Raw genomic sequence first — 15,763 nt, 5'->3', positions numbered from 1 at the left:
CACAGATCCCAATCGCCATACCGGGCGGTTGGATTGCGGATGGGTTAGAGTGGGCCATATGACGACTTTGCGCTTCCGTGGGGACGGACATGGGGACGGCACCTTCCGGGTGCTGCAGATGGCGGACGTGCAGGACGGGCCGGACGTGGATCCGGACACCGTGGCGCTCATCGAGGCGGCGATCCGCGAGGCCAAACCCGATCTGGTGGTGTTCACCGGCGATCAGATCCGCGGGTACGATCCGGCGTGGATGCGCACGTTCCTGCGCCGGCGCGGGGAGCGGCCCGGCGACCACGTGCGCGAGGTGACGCGGTTCGAGGCGTGGTGGCGCCGCACGTTCGACGGGGCGCGGCTGCCCGATCCGCCCGAGTCCGAGGTGCCGGACGACGCCGTGGACGCGCTGCTCGACGACGCGCGCGCCAAGGTGCGCCGGTGCTTCGCCGGATTCCTCGGGCCGGTCGTGCACGCGGGCGTCCCGTTCGCCGCCACCTACGGCAACCACGACTTCCAGTGCGGCATCCTCGCCGGCGAACAGGACGGCATCTACCGCGAGTTCCCCGGCTGCCTCAACCCGCGCGACCCCGGGGAGCACGACGCGGACGGTGACAACCCGCTCGTCTGCGAGCCCGGCACGTTCGCACTGCCCGTCGAGGCGTCCGACGGGTCGGGCCGCGTGGCCATGAGCGTCGTGATGGTCAATTCGGGCGACTACGCCACCGAGCGACTCTCCCCCGACGACACCGTGGACGACGAGCCGTCGTCGCACCTCGCGCCCGCCGAATACGCGCGCGACCCGCGCGGGCTCGATCTGGCCGACTCGGACGGCTATGGCACGCCCACCCCGCAGGCCCTGGCGTGGCTCGGCGGCGTGCAGCGCTCTCTGGCCGAACGCAACGGCGACGGGCGGCCCGTGCCCGCGATCGCGTTCCAGCACATCCCGCCGCAGGAGTTCTACCAGTGCCTCAAGGAGGTGCCGCCCCTCACGCCCAACGCCGTCGAGGGCGCGCGCACGTTCGCCGGTCGCTGCTACGTGCTGAACCGCTCGGTATGCCGGCCGGGTTCGATCCTCGGCGAATCGATCGGATGCGCAGACGTGAACTGCGGCGAGGTGGCGGCATTGCGCGACGCGGGCGGCTACTTCGCGCTCTACTGCGGCCACGACCACAAGAACGCGTTCGTAGGTCACGTGGACGGGCTCGACCTCGGCTATGCCCCCACCTGCGGCTTCGCCTCGTACGGCCCCAAGTCGCGCCTGCGCGGCATCCGCCTGTTCGAATTCCGCGAATCCGACCCGTCCGCCTACGCCACGCGCATGCTCACCTACGGCGACCTCGTGGAGCGCTACGGCCACAATGAGGCGCGCGTCTTCATCGGCGATCACCTGGTGGTGGACGGCCCCACCCTGCGCGACCAGCTGCGCCGACCGGGCGTCTTCGCCACCCTCGCGCTGCTCGCCGGCATGGCCGTCTCCGCGGTGGGCTCCGCGGTGAAAGCCGCGACCGCCCGCAAGCGCCAGTAAGTGCCCGCACGCCTCCATATGCACCCACATGAACCCGCATGCATCCGCAAAATGGAAAAATGTGGCAGCAGCGGGTGCAAAACCCGCGCAAAACGTGACAAATCCACAGGGAAAACAAGGAAAAACGATACGAACATGGCCCTGGAACCCGCGAAAAACGTGGCAGCGTGAGGAATGTCAGTCGTGAAACGCCCGGAATTCCGGCCATTTCACGACGTGGCGGCCGGTACGCACCAGAGCCGCCATAGAAACGTGGTCGTCGGGATATATGGAATGCCTGAACCAGCGGCCGCGTGATACATTCGCTTGCGCATTTTTTGTACATCGCATGTACAAAAAATACAGATCGTGAAGTGCGACACTAGGAATCTCCCCGCAAATTCGCACGACGTCGTCTCCTTACGACGGCCGCGGCGCACAACCGACCGTGCCATCTCCATAGTGTGCAGAACTTTTTCGCCTTTGCGGACACCTATCCACGACTTCCCGAATCTGCTGCACACTCCGCAGATAGCCACAGCCATGCGAAACTCTGCATGGAAAAAGACCACCGAACGGCCCGCATGCCGCCACCATGCGTATGATACGATGGAAGTTGTCAGATGCCTGATGACTCAATGCGGAGTTATCGCAACAACAAGTCAAGGAACCTCGGAGCATGCCATACGCGTCACGGCCAACCGGACCATTCAACCATGCTCAATACCGGTAAAGTCAGCGCTATGGTAAAAAACGACCCAAACCCGGACAAGCCTTTTCGTTTCGCACTATTGTAGACAGAAAAGCCGTTTGAGAACTGCACAATCATTGATCACGACAACGGCGTCACCAACTTGAGGACGAACAAGACAAGGAGCACATCATGAGCAACCTATCCGACTCGGCCGTACTTGAACCGCCAGCTTCAACGGAAGCACCAAACGCGGAATCATTCACCCCTCAGGGAGAGTACAGCCAACGGGAACTGGCTTTGCTGGCCCGACTGTCGTTGAAGGTCACGCCCGCAGTCTCCGCTCGCAGTCGCTGTGACGAGACGATGGACGCGATCAAGTCCTACATCCTGCGCGAGCACCTGCAATCCGGCGACGTGATGCCCACTGAAACACAGCTGTGCGACACGATCGGAGCCTCCCGCTCCTCCGTGCGCGAGGCCGTGCGCAAGCTCGAAGCGCTCAACATCGTCAAAGTGGAACACGGCAAGGGCACCTTCGTGGGCTCTTTGTCCTTGGATCCGATGGTGGAAACGCTCGCATTCCGATCCATGGTGTCTGTCGGCAAGAATTTCACAGACCTGCAGGATGTCGTAGAGCTGCGCAGGTTTCTGGACTTGGGATGCGCCGGCGAAGTGGTCGTATCGCTTGCCGGCAGCGAACAACCGCGTCTCATGGAGCTTGCCGAGTCCATGACCAATACCGCCAAGGAAGGCAAGACCTTCCTCGCATTGGACATTGACTTCCATATGGGGATTCTCGACTCTCTGGACAACACAATCGTCAAGCAGATGGTCCGTTCCCTGTGGCTCGTGCACATGGCGGTTCTTCCCCAACTGGGTCTGCCGGTGTCCAGCGAGCTCGACCGTACCGCAGAGGCCCACAAGCGCATGTTGAACGCGGCCCTCGCCGGTAATGTCGAGGAATACCGGAAAGCCGTCATCGACCACTACGAGCCGATCGAGTCCATCCTAAAGCAACGCATTCAGGGAGGTACCGAGTGAAGTTGGGTAATCGTGATGCGGAGCGGGCGGAAGGCCGTCAGCCCCGCATCACTCCGCCGCAGCTATAAATGCGTCGGTATTCCATAACGCCGCCACAGGCAATGCCCAAAGATTACCCGGCCATTTCATCACGCGGCCACCCGTATACACAAGGTAGCCCCGGTAAAACCGCTGGTCGTTGGCCAACGCCGCCAGCCCTTTGAAATCCTCACGGGTTACCCGGGAGGAGGACTTGACCTCGACGCCGACAATGCGATCCCGGCTTACCATGACGAGATCGACCTCCTTGGGACCGGAGCCTGGTTCGCGCCAATAGAAGCAATCGGGATGAATGCGGGACCACTGCACAGATGGCAGAATCTGGTTGACGACGAACGACTCGAGGAGATTGCCGTAATCCACCGGGTTGACCATGGGATCGCGGCCCTTGGAAAGCATGGTTTGTACGCTCAGCGACGTATCCACCGGATGGATTTTGGCACGAGCGAAGGTCTGACGGTTAGGCGCGGTACGCAGATTCGGCAACGCGCTCACCAGAAACCGCCGCATGAAGATGCCCACATAACGGTCTACGGTACGCCGGTCGAGGGCAAGCTGCTCACCCAAAGCACTGGCATTCAGAATGCCTCCGGGCATGCACAGAAGCCTCGTGAGTATATTTTCGGCGATGGCCGCGTCAAGTTTCTCATCGGGCAGAATGGTGTCGCCGAGCACGGCACGGATGTCATCCGCCACAAGTCTTTCTCGTTCCCAATCCGCATATTCGGCATATTGCGACGAGTATTCGGGGAAGCCTCCGGCGGCCATGAGATCGTAAAGCTTCTGACGGGCGATCGGCTCGTCGAAGGAGACGTCCGGCTCTCCATCCCATAAATCGTCCACCAGGCTGGTGTCAACGCCGTGCATCTCACGTTGAGTCAGGGGGCTCATGGTGAAATGCTGCGCTCGACGGGCCAGAGGATCCTGGCCGTCCAATCCACCTCGGTTGATGAGCGCGCTGCCGGTGAGGATGAACTGCGTATGGCCGGCGGGCAGCGCATCGACGATTTCCTTCACGGCGAGCGGCAGATCGCGGATGCGCTGCGCCTCATCGATGATCACCGGTAGGTTCAAGGACTCCAGCCATCCATGCAGATCGGTTTTCGCCAGTTCGTATGCGTTGGCATCCGCAAGGGTTTCATACGAAAAGCCGACGCCGACGAGTTGGCGCTGGGCCATCATCGTCTTGCCTACGGCGCGAGCCCCTTCCAGGATCACGGCCTTGCGTCGAGCATGCAGGATGGATTCAGCCAGAGGCCGGGCAATGTAATCGGACATGCAATTATTGTACATTCGATGTACAAAAAAATGTACATCGAATGTACAAAAAAAATGTACATGCGGCGTACAAAGACGTCTTCCAGAGTTGCCAGGAAGACGCCTTTGTACGCAGGTCACGTATAGCCGAGGATCACTCCTCCGCAGCCGACTTCACTCCGAACCAGCTCAGCGGCAGATGCGTGAAGTACACTCCGGCCGTTTCCCGCTCCCAAGACAGGCCAATGGCCCCATCCGGCAGCACCGACATGCACTGGTAGACATAGTGATAGGGATTGAAGCACCGATTGCGCGCCCACGTGCGGCCGCCATCCTCACTCAGCCGCAGCACACCGCAGCCACGGTAGGGACGCATCAGGCTGGCATTGGCGAAAACGATCCGGTCGGATGCGCAGCCGGGCTCCTCGCCGGCTTTGGACGGGACCGTCACCGCATTGGGCTGGCTGAAGATGTCCGGCAGATCGGGATCGAACTCAACGGTTTCCCATGTATCACCACCATCATGGCTAACGGCCTTGCCGACCCTGCCCAGATGATGTTGATTGCGGAACAGGCACAGCACATCGCCGTTGGCCCGTTCCACGAACACCGATTCGTGCGTGGTGGCATCGTCATCGCGCACGTCCCGTTCGTCCACGACCTTGCCGTTGACTACGCGCCCCTCGTTGATGGCTTTGCCTCTGCGCCACGTCTGGCCACCATCATCGGAGATCAGCGCGCCGCCTGCGTTGAACTTGGGGCTCGTGCCGGTGCAATAGTACGGGATGAGCAGTCGCCCCCGATGTTTGCCGGCGCTCAGCTGGATGCCGTTGCCGGGCGACGTGCCCAGAAAACCCATCCATCCTTCCTTGACCATATGGTTGATGTGCCTGGGCTTGGACCATGTTTCGCCGTCATCGTCCGAATGCACTTCCACCAGATAGCTGGTACGCGCGGTCAGCAGGCTTTCATGCGGGTCGACGCCCTCCTTGAGATAGATGTTGCCCGCGGACTCACCATCGCGTGTGACATTGCCATCCTCATCCACACGGTATGACGTGGCTTCTCCGTCCAAGGACGTTACCGCACCATCAGGTTGGAGCAGGTATTCCGCCCCCTCGCCATCGTGCAGGATGAGCCGCCCCCGGGCATCCAGCCCCAAGCCCTTTTCAACGTTGGCGAAGCCTCGACCGCCCGGAAAATGGTCAATGACGACCGTCACACGGCCTGTCTCACGATCACAGACGATGCATGAGTCGATGACGCTCGCGCCATCCAGCCCATCACCGGGAAAGGCGATGACGGTTTGCAGCGGCAGCCACGTCTGTCCGCTATCCAAGGAGCGGCGGACAACGAAATGGATCTCATTGGGGGCATCGTTGGAGATGACCACACGTTGGTCGGCACCGGCAATCGTCACACCGGAGGGCGTAGTCACCAAAGACGGGATGCGGTAGCTTGCGGATCCTTCATATCCTTTGTCGAACAACGCGGTATCGGTGGTGGGCGGCACGTCGGAGATTTTGCGAATCTGCCCTTCTCCCAGAGGATACAGGAACAGACCGCCGCCGCGAACTTCGCCGCACAACCGCACACCGGCCGTGTCCTCGCCGATCGACACGTAGCTCAGCCCCTCGAGATCACCGAAGAACACCTGACCGGGCTGATGCGTTTCCATGTTGCCATCAACATAGATGTCCACCGCACCGCGGAATGCGCGGATGACCAGATCATGCCACCCGCCATCGTTCCAATCGCCGTGGGCGCGATACTCACACCACTGTCCTTTGACGAAAGCGCGGTACACAAAGCCGTCATCGTCAATGTCCACGTTCATGATCTGGCGATCGTCATCGCGCGCCGCAAGAATCGTGCCGAACTGTCCGACGCCACGTACGCGGAACTGCGCGTAGATCGTGCCGTCGGTCACGCCGTGCAGCGTCTTCACATCCTTGTCCGCCAAATAGGCCGCGGCAAACTCAATATCCGGCTGCGGCACGGGAACGCTGCCCTGAATACGCTCCGAAGTCCAAGCCTCCGAGAAGCATTCCAGCCGCTCAACGCCGATATGCGCTTCATTGGCGCAGTGGAAGACGCCAGCCTGCGCATACTTCGACGGGCAAATGTTGGTCGCGCAGGCGAAGGCCTGATAGCCATCCAGATAGATTCGCGTGCCAAAATCGCCGAAGGTGATATGAAGGTCGTGGACACCGCCGAACTGCACGCCGTAGGTGTCTTCGACGTCCAGCACAATATGGTCTTCGGGCGCTTCGACGACCAGCGACCCGCGGGAAACCGTGACCGCCAGCGCGACGCGTTCGGCGTTTCGCGCTTCCAGCAGCATGCCGTCCGTGGCGACGTGGAACGCCGCATGCAGCGTTCCCCCCTGTTCCGGAAGCAGCGCACTGTTCCATGTCTGGTGGATTTGATTGGGAATATGCGACATGGGAGTACCTTTCGTATTACGTTTCCTGTTTAACTATCCTGCATCGTTGCAAGCAATCCAGCGGGCGGACCGTCCGGTCAAACCGTCCGGCCCAGCCCGCTCAGCTCACGCGGCGGCCAGCGCACCAGACGTGCTTCACCGCCAGCGTGCCCGGGTCGGTGATCAGCAGGTCGGCGGCGCGGCCGGGGGGCGACGAGGCCCAGCGGCGCGCCGGTGACCGGGTTCGGCCGGTCGAAGTCGAACGCGCCGTCCGCCGCGCCTTCCACGGCCGCCGTCACGCGAGCGACGACCTGTTCACGAGTTTCGGTCATATTGCCTTCCTTCAGATGTAACGCCGTGGTCCCGGTCCCAACGAAGGGAACCGGGACCACGTGCGGTCAGATCGTCTGCCAGGCCGGCTTGTGCTCGAACGAGTACCGGTAGTAGTCCTTGTTGCGCAGGCGGCTGGCGGCCTCCTCGTCCACGATGATCGTGGCGTGCGGGTGCATCTGGAGCGCCGAGGCCGGGCAGAACGAGCTGATGCCGCCCTCCACGGTCTCCGCGACCGCCTCGGCCTTGCCCGCGCCGAACGCGAGCAGCACGAGGTGGCGGGCCTTCATGATCGTGCCGATGCCCTGCGTGATGCAGTGCGTGGGCACCTGGTTGATGTCGTTGTCGAAGAAGCGCGCGTTGTCGATGCGGGTCCGTTCGGTGAGCGTCTTGACGCGCGTGCCGGAGGCGAGCGACGAGCCAGGCTCGTTGAAGCCCACATGGCCGTCGATACCGATGCCGAGGATCTGCACGTCGATGCCGCCCGCGGCCTCGATCGCCGCGTCGTAGGCGGCGCCGGCGCCCGCGACCTTCTCGCCGTCCTCGAGCGAGGTGCCGTTGAGCACGTCGCCGGGCACGTGGACCTTGGCCGGGTCGAGCCCCCGGGGCTCGACGACCGTGCGGTGGATGGTCGCGTGGTAGGACTCTGGGTGGGTCAGCGGCAGGCCGATGTACTCGTCCAGCGCGAAGCCCTGCACCTGGGAGACGTCGATCGACTCCTCCTTGACGATCTCGGCAAGCGCCTGGTAGGCGGCCAGCGGGCTGGAGCCGGTGGCGAGTCCCAGCACCGCGTTCGGCTTGGCCTTGATGAGGTCCGCGACCGAGCGTCCGTACAGCTCTCCGGCCTCCTCCTGGTTCTTGACGATGATGACTTCTGCCATGGTGTTTTCCTTTCAGACCTTGACGTCAGGCCTCGGTGGAGGCGGAGACTTCCTCGGGCGTGCGGGCGAGCGTCATGCCGCACTCCTCGAGCACGGCGGCGACGCGCTTGACGTTCTCGCCCTTGAGCGGCAGGACCGGGTTGGGCATCTGGTTGGTGTCGAACACGCCGAGCAGCGCCATGGCGGTCTTGAACGCGCCCACGCCAGAGCCGAAGCCCGCGACGCCCTGCGGCACGGTGACGATGCGCATGAGCGCGGCCAGCCGGTCCTGCTCCTTCTTGACGGTGGCCCAGTCGCCGGCCTCGGTGGCCTTCCACATGCGCACGTAGCCGGTGGCCTCCACGTTGGCGAGTCCCGGCACGGAACCGTCGGCGCCGGCCATGTAGGCGCCGTCCACCACGACCTCCTGGCCGGTGAGCAGCGTGAGCGGGTGGCCGGCCTTGGCGTTGTCGTCCACGAGGAAGCGGAAGGCCACGTCGTCGTTGGAGGAGTCCTTCACGCCGGCGAGCACGCCCTCCTGGCCAAGCTTGACGAGCAGGCCGCCGGGCAGCTTGGTGTGCACGCACACAGGGATGTCGTAGGCGAACAGCGGCAGCTCGGGCACGGCCTCGTGGATGAGGCGGAAGTGGCGCTCGATCTCCGGCAGGCCGCCGAGCGCATAGAACGGGCAGGTGGCCACGATCGCGGACGCGCCGAGCTCCTTCGCCTCCTTGGCGTGCTCGATCACGCGGTTGGTCTCGGTGTCGATGCAGCCGACGAACACGGGCACGCGGCCGTCGACAATCTCCATGACGGTCTGGATGATCTCGCGGCGGCGGGCGTCGGTGCTGAACGCGACCTCGCCGGAGGAGCCGAGCGTGAACAGGCCATCGACGCCAGCGTCGATCATGCGGTTGAGCGAGCGCGCGAAGCTGACCTTGTCGACTTCGCCGTCGGCGGTGAGCGGGGTGACGACCGGGGGGATGACCCCGCGGAATTGTGTTGTCATGATGGTGGTTCCTTTACATAATCAAGTTATTCGGATAATGGTCGGCCATTGCCGTCGGCCCCGTTGAAGGAGGCCAACGGCGGAATGGCGAAACGGTGAATCGTCGGCTTACCGACATTCCTCCGCGGTCGGGTGCAGCAGCGAGGGCGCGGCGCCCAGCAGCAGCTTGGTGTACGAATCCTGCGGATTGTTCAGCACGTCGTAAGCCGCTCCGCGCTCCACAATGGTTCCGTGGTTCATCACCACGATTTCGTCGGACACATAGCGGACGGTCTGGATGTCATGGCTGATGAACACCAAGGACAAACCCAGCGACTTCTTGAGATCCGACAACAGGTTGAGGATCTGCGCGCGCACGGACACGTCCAGCGCGGAGGTCGGCTCGTCGGCGATGATCGCATCCGGATTGAGCGACAGGGCGCGGGCGATGGCGACGCGCTGACGCTGGCCGCCGGAGAGCTGGCCCGGCAATGCGTACAGAGCGGACTCCGGCAATCCCACCATCCGCAGCAATTCGTGGGCGTGCTTGTCTCGGCTCGCCTTGTCGCCGAGCTTGTGCACGACGAGCGGGTCGATGAGCTGGTCGATGACGCTCATGCGGGCATTCAGCGCGGTGGCCGGGTCCTGGAAGACCACGGACACCACGCGACCGATCTCCATGCGCTCCTTGGCGGTGCGGTGGGTCACGTCCTGGCCCTTGAACAGCACCTGGCCGGAGGTGGCCTGCTGCAGGCCGCACATCACGTTGGCCGTAGTGGACTTGCCGCAGCCGGACTCGCCAACGATGCCGATGGTCTTGCCCGGCATCAGGCGCAGATTCACCTTGTTGACTGCCTTGACCTTGTTTGGATGCAGAATTGAGCCGGCTCGGGTGGTGAAGACCACCTCGACGTCCTTGAGCTCGATGATCGGCACGTTCGGATCCTTGCTCATCGGGCACCTCCTTCCTTGCTGATGGCTGTCGGGGCGTCAGCGGCGGGCGTGACGTCCGCGTCGTCGGGCAGGGCCGCGTAGAAGTGGTACGTGCCGGGCACCTGCTTGAAGATCGGGCGGGTGTTAAGGCCCACCGTCGGATGGCTGGAGCGCGGCGCGAAGCGGTCGCCCTTCGGGAAGTCCGCCGGGGACGGCACGGTGCCGGGCACCTGGTGGAGCCTTCCGGCGCCGGCCTCGATGGAGGTGACGGCACCGAGCAGGCCGCGGGTGTACTCGTGGCGGGGGTCGGTGAGGATCTCCTTGGTGGAGCCCTGCTCGACGACCTGGCCAGCGTACATGACGGTGATGGAGTGTGCCACCTTGGCCACGAGGGCGAGGTCGTGGGAGACGAAGATCATCGCGAAGCCGAGCTTCTCGCGCAGCTCGTTGAGCAGGTCGATGACCTGCTTCTGCACGGTCACGTCGAGGGCGGTGGTGGGCTCGTCGGCGACGACCAGCTTCGGGTCGCGGGTCAGGGCCATGGCGATGAGCACGCGCTGGCGCTGGCCGCCGGACAGCTCGTGCGGGTAGGACTCCAGCGTGCGCTCCGGATCGAGGCCCACGAGCTTGAGCAGTTCCTCGGCGCTGCGGGTGCCGCCGCGGGAGGTGAGCTGCTTCATCTGCGCCTTGATGAGCATGGACGGGTTGAGCGAGGAGAGAGCGTCCTGATAGATCATGGCGATCTCGTGGCCGCGTAGGGCGTTGTGCTCCTTGGGATCCATGCCGACGAGGTTCTTGCCGTCGAACAGGATCTCGCCGCTGATCTCGGCCTTTGGGTCTAGCAGGCCCATGATGGCCAGCGAGGTGATGGACTTGCCGCAGCCGGACTCGCCCACGAGGCCCATGGTCTCGCCGGGACGCACAGAGAAGCTCACGTGGTCCACCACGTTCACGTCGCCGTGGCGCGGGAACTTGATGCACAAATCCTTGACCTCGATGACCGGCGGCTCGGTGCTCTTGGGCTCGAAGCGGTCGGTGCGCTTCATTTCGGCCTCGCGCAGCTTGGCAAGGGATTCCTCCAGGCTCTCGCGCTGGGCGGCGTAGGCGGCGACTGGATCGACGAGCAGACGATCCTCCTCACGCTTGGCTTCCTTGTCTTCGTCGGTTTCCTTGATCGGCGCGGTCGGAGCGGCCACCATGGCGTCGGTGATGCCCTCGGACAGGATGTTGAGGCACAGCACGGTGATCATGATCATCAGGCCCGGGAACAGCGCCTGCCACCAGTAGCCGAAGATCACGCCTTCCTTGGCGGAGGACAGGATGTTGCCCCACGTCGGGGTCGGCTCCGGAATGCCCAGATTAATGAAGGACAGGGACGCCTCGAACACGATCGCGTCGGCGACGCACAGTGTGGTGAACACCATAACCGGGGCGGCTATGTTGCGCATCACATGCTTGTAGAGAATCCACGGGGCGCGGGCGCCGGAGACGATGACCGCGCGCACGTAGTCCTTGCCGTACTCGCTGATGATGTTCGCGCGCACGATGCGGGCGATCTGCGGCACGTACAGGATGCCGATGGCTGCGATGATGCCGAACATGGACTGGCCGAGGATCGAGACGAACACGGCGGCGAGGGCGATGCCCGGCACGGACATGAACACGTCGATGACGCGCATGATGATTTCCGAGATCCACGTGCGGGCCACGGCCGCGATCGCGCCGATGAGCGCGCCCAGCACCAAGGCGAACAGGATGGACAGCAGGCCGATGACGAGCGAATACCGTGCGCCGTAGAACACGCGGGTCATCACGTCGCGCCCAACGTTATCGGTGCCGAACAGGTGCTCGGCGGTCGGAGACTGATAGCTCACGGTAATGGCGAGAGGATCCTCCGGCGAGATCACCGGCGCGGCGACGGCCACGACGACCAGCAGCGCGATAAACAGCAACGCGAGCCTGGATCCAATGGTCATTTTGCTGAAACGGTTGAATTTCACTCCGGGACGCGACACCGCGTCCACGACTTTGGGTTTGCCAAACAGCATGTCACACCGTCCTGATTCTCGGGTTGATAAGCACGTACAGCATGTCAACGATGATGTTGATGATCACGAACGCGAGAGCCACCACCAGCACCACACCCTGAACGAGAATCGGCTCGTTGCCGTTGATGCCTTCGAACAGCGCCGTGCCCATGCCGGGCAGGGAGAAGATGATCTCGGTGATGATGGCGCCGCCCATGAGGTAGCCGATCTTCATACCAAGCACCGTGACCGGAGTAATCAGGGCGTTGCGGAACACGTTGCGCGCAATGACGACGCGCTTGGGCACGCCGGCGCCGATGGCGGTGCGTACATAGTCCTTATCCAGTTCCTCGACCATGGAGGTTCGGATGATGCGGGTCATCTGTCCGGCGACAGGGAAGCCCAGCGAGAACGCGGGCATGGCCATGCGCGCCAGATATTCACCGGGATCCACGCTGAACGGCACGAGCTCGCCCGCACCCGGCAGCAGGGCCAGCTTAATCTGCAGCAGGTAGATCAGCAGCACGCCCAGCCAGAAGGACGGGGTAGCGATGGCGATGATGGAAATCACACGGATGACCTGATCGACCCACGTGTCACGGTAAAGGGCGGCGAGCACACCGAAAATCACCGAAAACACCACGGCGATGATCAGCGCTATGAACGTCAGCTGCAACGTGATCGGGAAAGCAGTCGCGATGCGGGAAGACACGGAATCCTTGTTCACGCCGTATACGCCGAGGTTGCCTTGGAACAGGCCGCCGAGATACGACAGGAACTGCTCGCCCCACGATCGGTCGAAGCCCATCTCGTGGCGGTATGCCGCAAGCTGCTCGGCCGTGGCGTTTTCGCCGAGAGCCGAGACCGCGGGGTCGTATTGGGAGAACGACATCAGGAAGAACACGAGGAAAACGACGCCGAATGCCACAAACGGCAGGGATATCAATCGTCTTCCCAACAAACGAAGTAAATTGCCCACTCTATATGCTCCTCAAATGGATGGTTGCGCAAAATAAGGGCGTCGCCGCGTCAGCATCGCTGCTTGCGCAGCAGCGCCCTCGGGATGTGATGGCGAATGACTTGTGTGGATCAGCCGTTCAGCTTGGAGTTCAGGAAGTACAGGCCAGTGGTTCCAATCGGGGTGTAGGAGCTGAACACGTTCTTCTTGACGGCGGTGGAAAGCTTGCGGTGGAACAGCGGGTACATCGGCAGCTCGTCGGAGAGCAGGTCGAAGCACTCGTTCCAGTAGCTCTGCTGTTCGTCGCCGGAGGACCGGGCGGCCTTGTCCATGAGTTCATGCAGCTTGTTGTATCCGTCGGAGCCGTTCCAGAACATGCGCTGCTTGGTCCAGACGGTGTCGCCGAACCACCAGTTGAGCAGCACGTCGGGATCGTTGCCGAACACGGTCGGATCGCCGGGGCCAAGCACCATAGAGAAGTCGGCGTCGTCCTTATCGGTGATGGTCGGGAACAGGGCGGAGGACTTCATGGACTGAATGTCCACGTTGAAGCCGATCGCGTCGAGGTTGTTCTTGATCTGCGGCGCCAGCTGGGTGATCCAAGTCTGATCCGTGGTGTAGAGCGTGAACTTCACGCCTTCGGACACACCAGCCTCCTTGAGCAGCTCCTTGGCCTTCTCAGGGTTGTAGGTATACACGTTGGAGGCCTTGTGATAGGCCTTGAAGCTCTCGGGCATGAAGCCGGTGACCATGTTGGCCTCGCCGGACAGCTGGTTCTTGATCATGCTCTCGGTGTCGATCGCATAGAACACGGCCTGACGCACGCGCTTGTCGTCGAACGGCTTCTGCTTGGTGTTGAACATGATGAACGCCTGATTGAAGCCATCCACCGTCTCGATGTCGGCGCCGGCGGCCTTCAGGGTGTCGAACGCCTTGGCGGGGACGTTCTCCATGATGTCGCTCTTGCCGTTCTGCATGGCGGTGACGCGGGCGGTGTCATCCACATTCACGTTCCACACCATGTGGGAGACCTGCGCGGGGAATTCGCCGTTGTAATATTCGTTCTTGTCGAACTTCACCTGCTGATCGGTGATCTCGACGTACTTCCACGGACCGGAGCCGATCGGCATCTTCTTGAGGTCCGCGTCGCTCTGACTGGCCGGAACGATGTGTACCAGCGACATGCGCTCCTTGAACAGGGTGAACGCGTACTTGAGCTTGAAGTCAATCTTGTTGTCGCCCTGCGCGGTGATCGAGTCAATGAACGAGAGCATCGGAGCGTAAACGCCGCCGGGCGCCATGACGCGCTCGAACGAGGTCTTGACGTCGTTGGCGGTCACGGCGTTACCGTCCGAGAACTTGGCGCCATCGCGGATCGTGATGACGTATTCGGTGTCGGAGATCTTCTCCGGTTCGCCGGCGGCCAAGCCGGAGACCAACGAATAGTCGGACATCTGCAGCGTGTACAGCGCCTCGGTCACATGCCAGTTGCCGGCCATCGGCAGGGCCATGGACGTGGACAGCGGATTGAAGTCACGGCTGCTGTACGCCACCTGCGCGGTGATGGTGTCCGCGACGGAGGGACCCCCCTTGGCGTTCGTCGTGCCGGTTCCTCCACCGCAGCCGCTCAAGGCGAGCGCGCCGGCCAATACCGTAGCGGCGGTCTTGGCCATTCGGGTCTTCCACGAGTACATCGGTTTCTCCTCTTCGTTGAGTGATAACTGAATCAGGATTCGATTCTCTGTCCAATCGAATCTTTCTTAATCATATGACATCTGATGTCTGATTGCAAGTTTCATCAGCCGTCTTATGAGTGCAGCTACCACGTTTTTCCTTGCAATGCAACGGTCTCAAACCGCGGTAACAACAGTGCTAAGACATCAGACAACTTATATTTCGCCGGAAACATGAGATTCACATGCGGCCCAGCGGTGCAGTATGGGCGTAACCGCCTGATTGAACGCGGCAATGTCAGTCCTGCGCAGACCGTGCTCACACCCGGGAATGAACACCGTTTCAAGGTTCGGCTTCCCCATGGCCCTGACTTCCTCCAGCCCGCGCACACCCACGAGATCTGAGGGATCGTCGGACGAGACCACCACCAAGGGCACCTCTATCGAGGACACCACCTGATGCCAGTCCTCCGCGAAGCTGACCACGCCGGTGAGCTCCAATCGCGGATCACATCGGTTCTGCCCATAGGCCCAGCCTATATGATCCTCCATCGGCCAATTCGGACGACGCGTCTGATTGTGACGGATCGCGTTGGCCGGGTCGGATGCCCAGTCGTGCAGCAACGCCGCATTGGCCGGCGCGTTGTCCACATACCGCTGTCGCTGCTCATCGTTCAGCCATGCGGGATCCTCGACCACTGCACCGAGGCAAAGATCGGGACGACGCCTGACCAGCATCGTCACAATCGCACCTCCCATGGAATGCCCGATCATGATCGCCCTGCCACCGTGGACGTGTTCAAGATATTCAACGGTCTCCTCAAACGCCTCATACGCGGATTCGAATGGATGTCGGAGTTGAGCATCGGCATATCGCGGCGACAGGCCATGCCCCAGCATATCGACCGCAACCACGCGAAAATCATGACTGAGATAGTCGATGTAGTCGGACCAGGCAATCGCCGCGTCGCACACGCCGTGCAGCAGGACGACAAGGGGACGATTCGGATCGCCCGCTGCAATGAAGCTGAGCATGCGCC

11 protein-coding genes and 1 pseudogene are annotated in these 15,763 nt (G+C 62.4%); 2 read left to right on the top strand and 10 right to left on the bottom strand.

Annotated elements, in window-relative coordinates; genetic code table 11:
• The first annotated feature begins 58 nt into the window (after positions 1-58).
• Both AB5287_RS06695 and AB5287_RS06690 read left to right on the top strand, forming a co-directional pair.
• Positions 59-1,519 carry a metallophosphoesterase family protein gene (locus tag AB5287_RS06695; protein WP_106630838.1) on the top strand — a complete coding sequence of 487 codons (1,461 nt, stop codon included), beginning with the start codon at positions 59-61 and terminating at the stop codon, positions 1,517-1,519.
• A gap of 862 nt (positions 1,520-2,381) precedes the next feature.
• Positions 2,382-3,233, top strand: coding sequence for a FadR/GntR family transcriptional regulator (locus AB5287_RS06690; protein ID WP_003831288.1), 852 nt, complete (start codon positions 2,382-2,384; stop codon positions 3,231-3,233).
• A gap of 48 nt (positions 3,234-3,281) precedes the next feature.
• Here AB5287_RS06690 and AB5287_RS06685 read toward each other — a convergent pair whose 3' ends face one another.
• The 10 genes and pseudogenes from AB5287_RS06685 to AB5287_RS06640 form a co-directional block, all read right to left on the bottom strand.
• Positions 3,282-4,550 (bottom strand): ATP-binding protein, encoded by a 1,269-nt coding sequence (locus AB5287_RS06685; protein ID WP_025300967.1) that lies wholly within the window; start codon positions 4,548-4,550, stop codon positions 3,282-3,284.
• A gap of 133 nt (positions 4,551-4,683) precedes the next feature.
• Positions 4,684-6,975 (bottom strand): sialidase family protein, encoded by a 2,292-nt coding sequence (locus tag AB5287_RS06680; RefSeq protein WP_003828032.1) that lies wholly within the window; start codon positions 6,973-6,975, stop codon positions 4,684-4,686.
• A gap of 100 nt (positions 6,976-7,075) precedes the next feature.
• A pseudogene (locus tag AB5287_RS06675) lies at positions 7,076-7,220 on the bottom strand (N-acetylglucosamine-6-phosphate deacetylase); the annotation flags it as partial.
• 132 nt (positions 7,221-7,352) lie between these two features.
• Positions 7,353-8,165, bottom strand: a complete 813-nt coding sequence (nagB, locus tag AB5287_RS06670; protein WP_368220968.1) for a glucosamine-6-phosphate deaminase — start codon at positions 8,163-8,165, stop codon at positions 7,353-7,355.
• A 25-nt stretch (positions 8,166-8,190) separates the two neighbouring features.
• A complete protein-coding gene (locus AB5287_RS06665; protein WP_025300966.1) occupies positions 8,191-9,153 on the bottom strand; it encodes a dihydrodipicolinate synthase family protein in 963 nt (320 codons plus the stop codon).
• Positions 9,154-9,261: 108 nt separating this feature from the next.
• Positions 9,262-10,086, bottom strand: a complete 825-nt coding sequence (locus AB5287_RS06660; RefSeq protein WP_003828028.1) for an ABC transporter ATP-binding protein — start codon at positions 10,084-10,086, stop codon at positions 9,262-9,264.
• Positions 10,083-12,113 carry a dipeptide/oligopeptide/nickel ABC transporter permease/ATP-binding protein gene (locus AB5287_RS06655; RefSeq protein WP_016462099.1) on the bottom strand — a complete coding sequence of 677 codons (2,031 nt, stop codon included), beginning with the start codon at positions 12,111-12,113 and terminating at the stop codon, positions 10,083-10,085. The genes AB5287_RS06660 and AB5287_RS06655 overlap by 4 nt, the downstream gene beginning before the upstream one ends.
• A 1-nt stretch (position 12,114) precedes the next feature.
• On the bottom strand, positions 12,115-13,071 hold the full coding sequence (locus tag AB5287_RS06650; protein WP_014483328.1) for an ABC transporter permease: 957 nt from the start codon (positions 13,069-13,071) through the stop codon (positions 12,115-12,117).
• Positions 13,072-13,181: 110 nt separating this feature from the next.
• Positions 13,182-14,744 (bottom strand): ABC transporter substrate-binding protein, encoded by a 1,563-nt coding sequence (locus tag AB5287_RS06645; RefSeq protein ID WP_019727706.1) that lies wholly within the window; start codon positions 14,742-14,744, stop codon positions 13,182-13,184.
• 195 nt (positions 14,745-14,939) lie between these two features.
• Positions 14,940-15,758 (bottom strand): alpha/beta fold hydrolase, encoded by an 819-nt coding sequence (locus AB5287_RS06640; protein ID WP_019727705.1) that lies wholly within the window; start codon positions 15,756-15,758, stop codon positions 14,940-14,942.
• Between the last annotated feature and the right edge of the window lie 5 nt (positions 15,759-15,763).

The organism is Bifidobacterium sp. RTP21102st3_E2_RTP21102_210122 (assembly GCF_040916945.1).
Taxonomy (GTDB): domain Bacteria; phylum Actinomycetota; class Actinomycetes; order Actinomycetales; family Bifidobacteriaceae; genus Bifidobacterium; species Bifidobacterium longum.
Note: the sequence above shows the minus strand (reverse complement) of the source record. Positions and strands in the feature narration are given on the sequence as shown.

Bases quoted from the DNA above. Each gene is read 5' to 3' on its own strand.
- AB5287_RS06665 (WP_025300966.1), bottom strand. From the start codon at position 9,153: ATGACAACACAATTCCGCGGGGTCATCCCCCCGGTCGTCACCCCGCTC.
- AB5287_RS06680 (WP_003828032.1), bottom strand. From the start codon at position 6,975: ATGTCGCATATTCCCAATCAAATCCACCAGACATGGAACAGTGCGCTG.
- AB5287_RS06695 (WP_106630838.1), top strand. From the start codon at position 59: ATGACGACTTTGCGCTTCCGTGGGGACGGACATGGGGACGGCACCTTC.
- AB5287_RS06660 (WP_003828028.1), bottom strand. From the start codon at position 10,086: ATGAGCAAGGATCCGAACGTGCCGATCATCGAGCTCAAGGACGTCGAG.
- AB5287_RS06645 (WP_019727706.1), bottom strand. From the start codon at position 14,744: ATGTACTCGTGGAAGACCCGAATGGCCAAGACCGCCGCTACGGTATTG.
- AB5287_RS06655 (WP_016462099.1), bottom strand. From the start codon at position 12,113: ATGCTGTTTGGCAAACCCAAAGTCGTGGACGCGGTGTCGCGTCCCGGA.
- nagB (WP_368220968.1), bottom strand. From the start codon at position 8,165: ATGGCAGAAGTCATCATCGTCAAGAACCAGGAGGAGGCCGGAGAGCTG.
- AB5287_RS06685 (WP_025300967.1), bottom strand. From the start codon at position 4,550: ATGTCCGATTACATTGCCCGGCCTCTGGCTGAATCCATCCTGCATGCT.
- AB5287_RS06640 (WP_019727705.1), bottom strand. From the start codon at position 15,758: ATGCTCAGCTTCATTGCAGCGGGCGATCCGAATCGTCCCCTTGTCGTC.
- AB5287_RS06690 (WP_003831288.1), top strand. From the start codon at position 2,382: ATGAGCAACCTATCCGACTCGGCCGTACTTGAACCGCCAGCTTCAACG.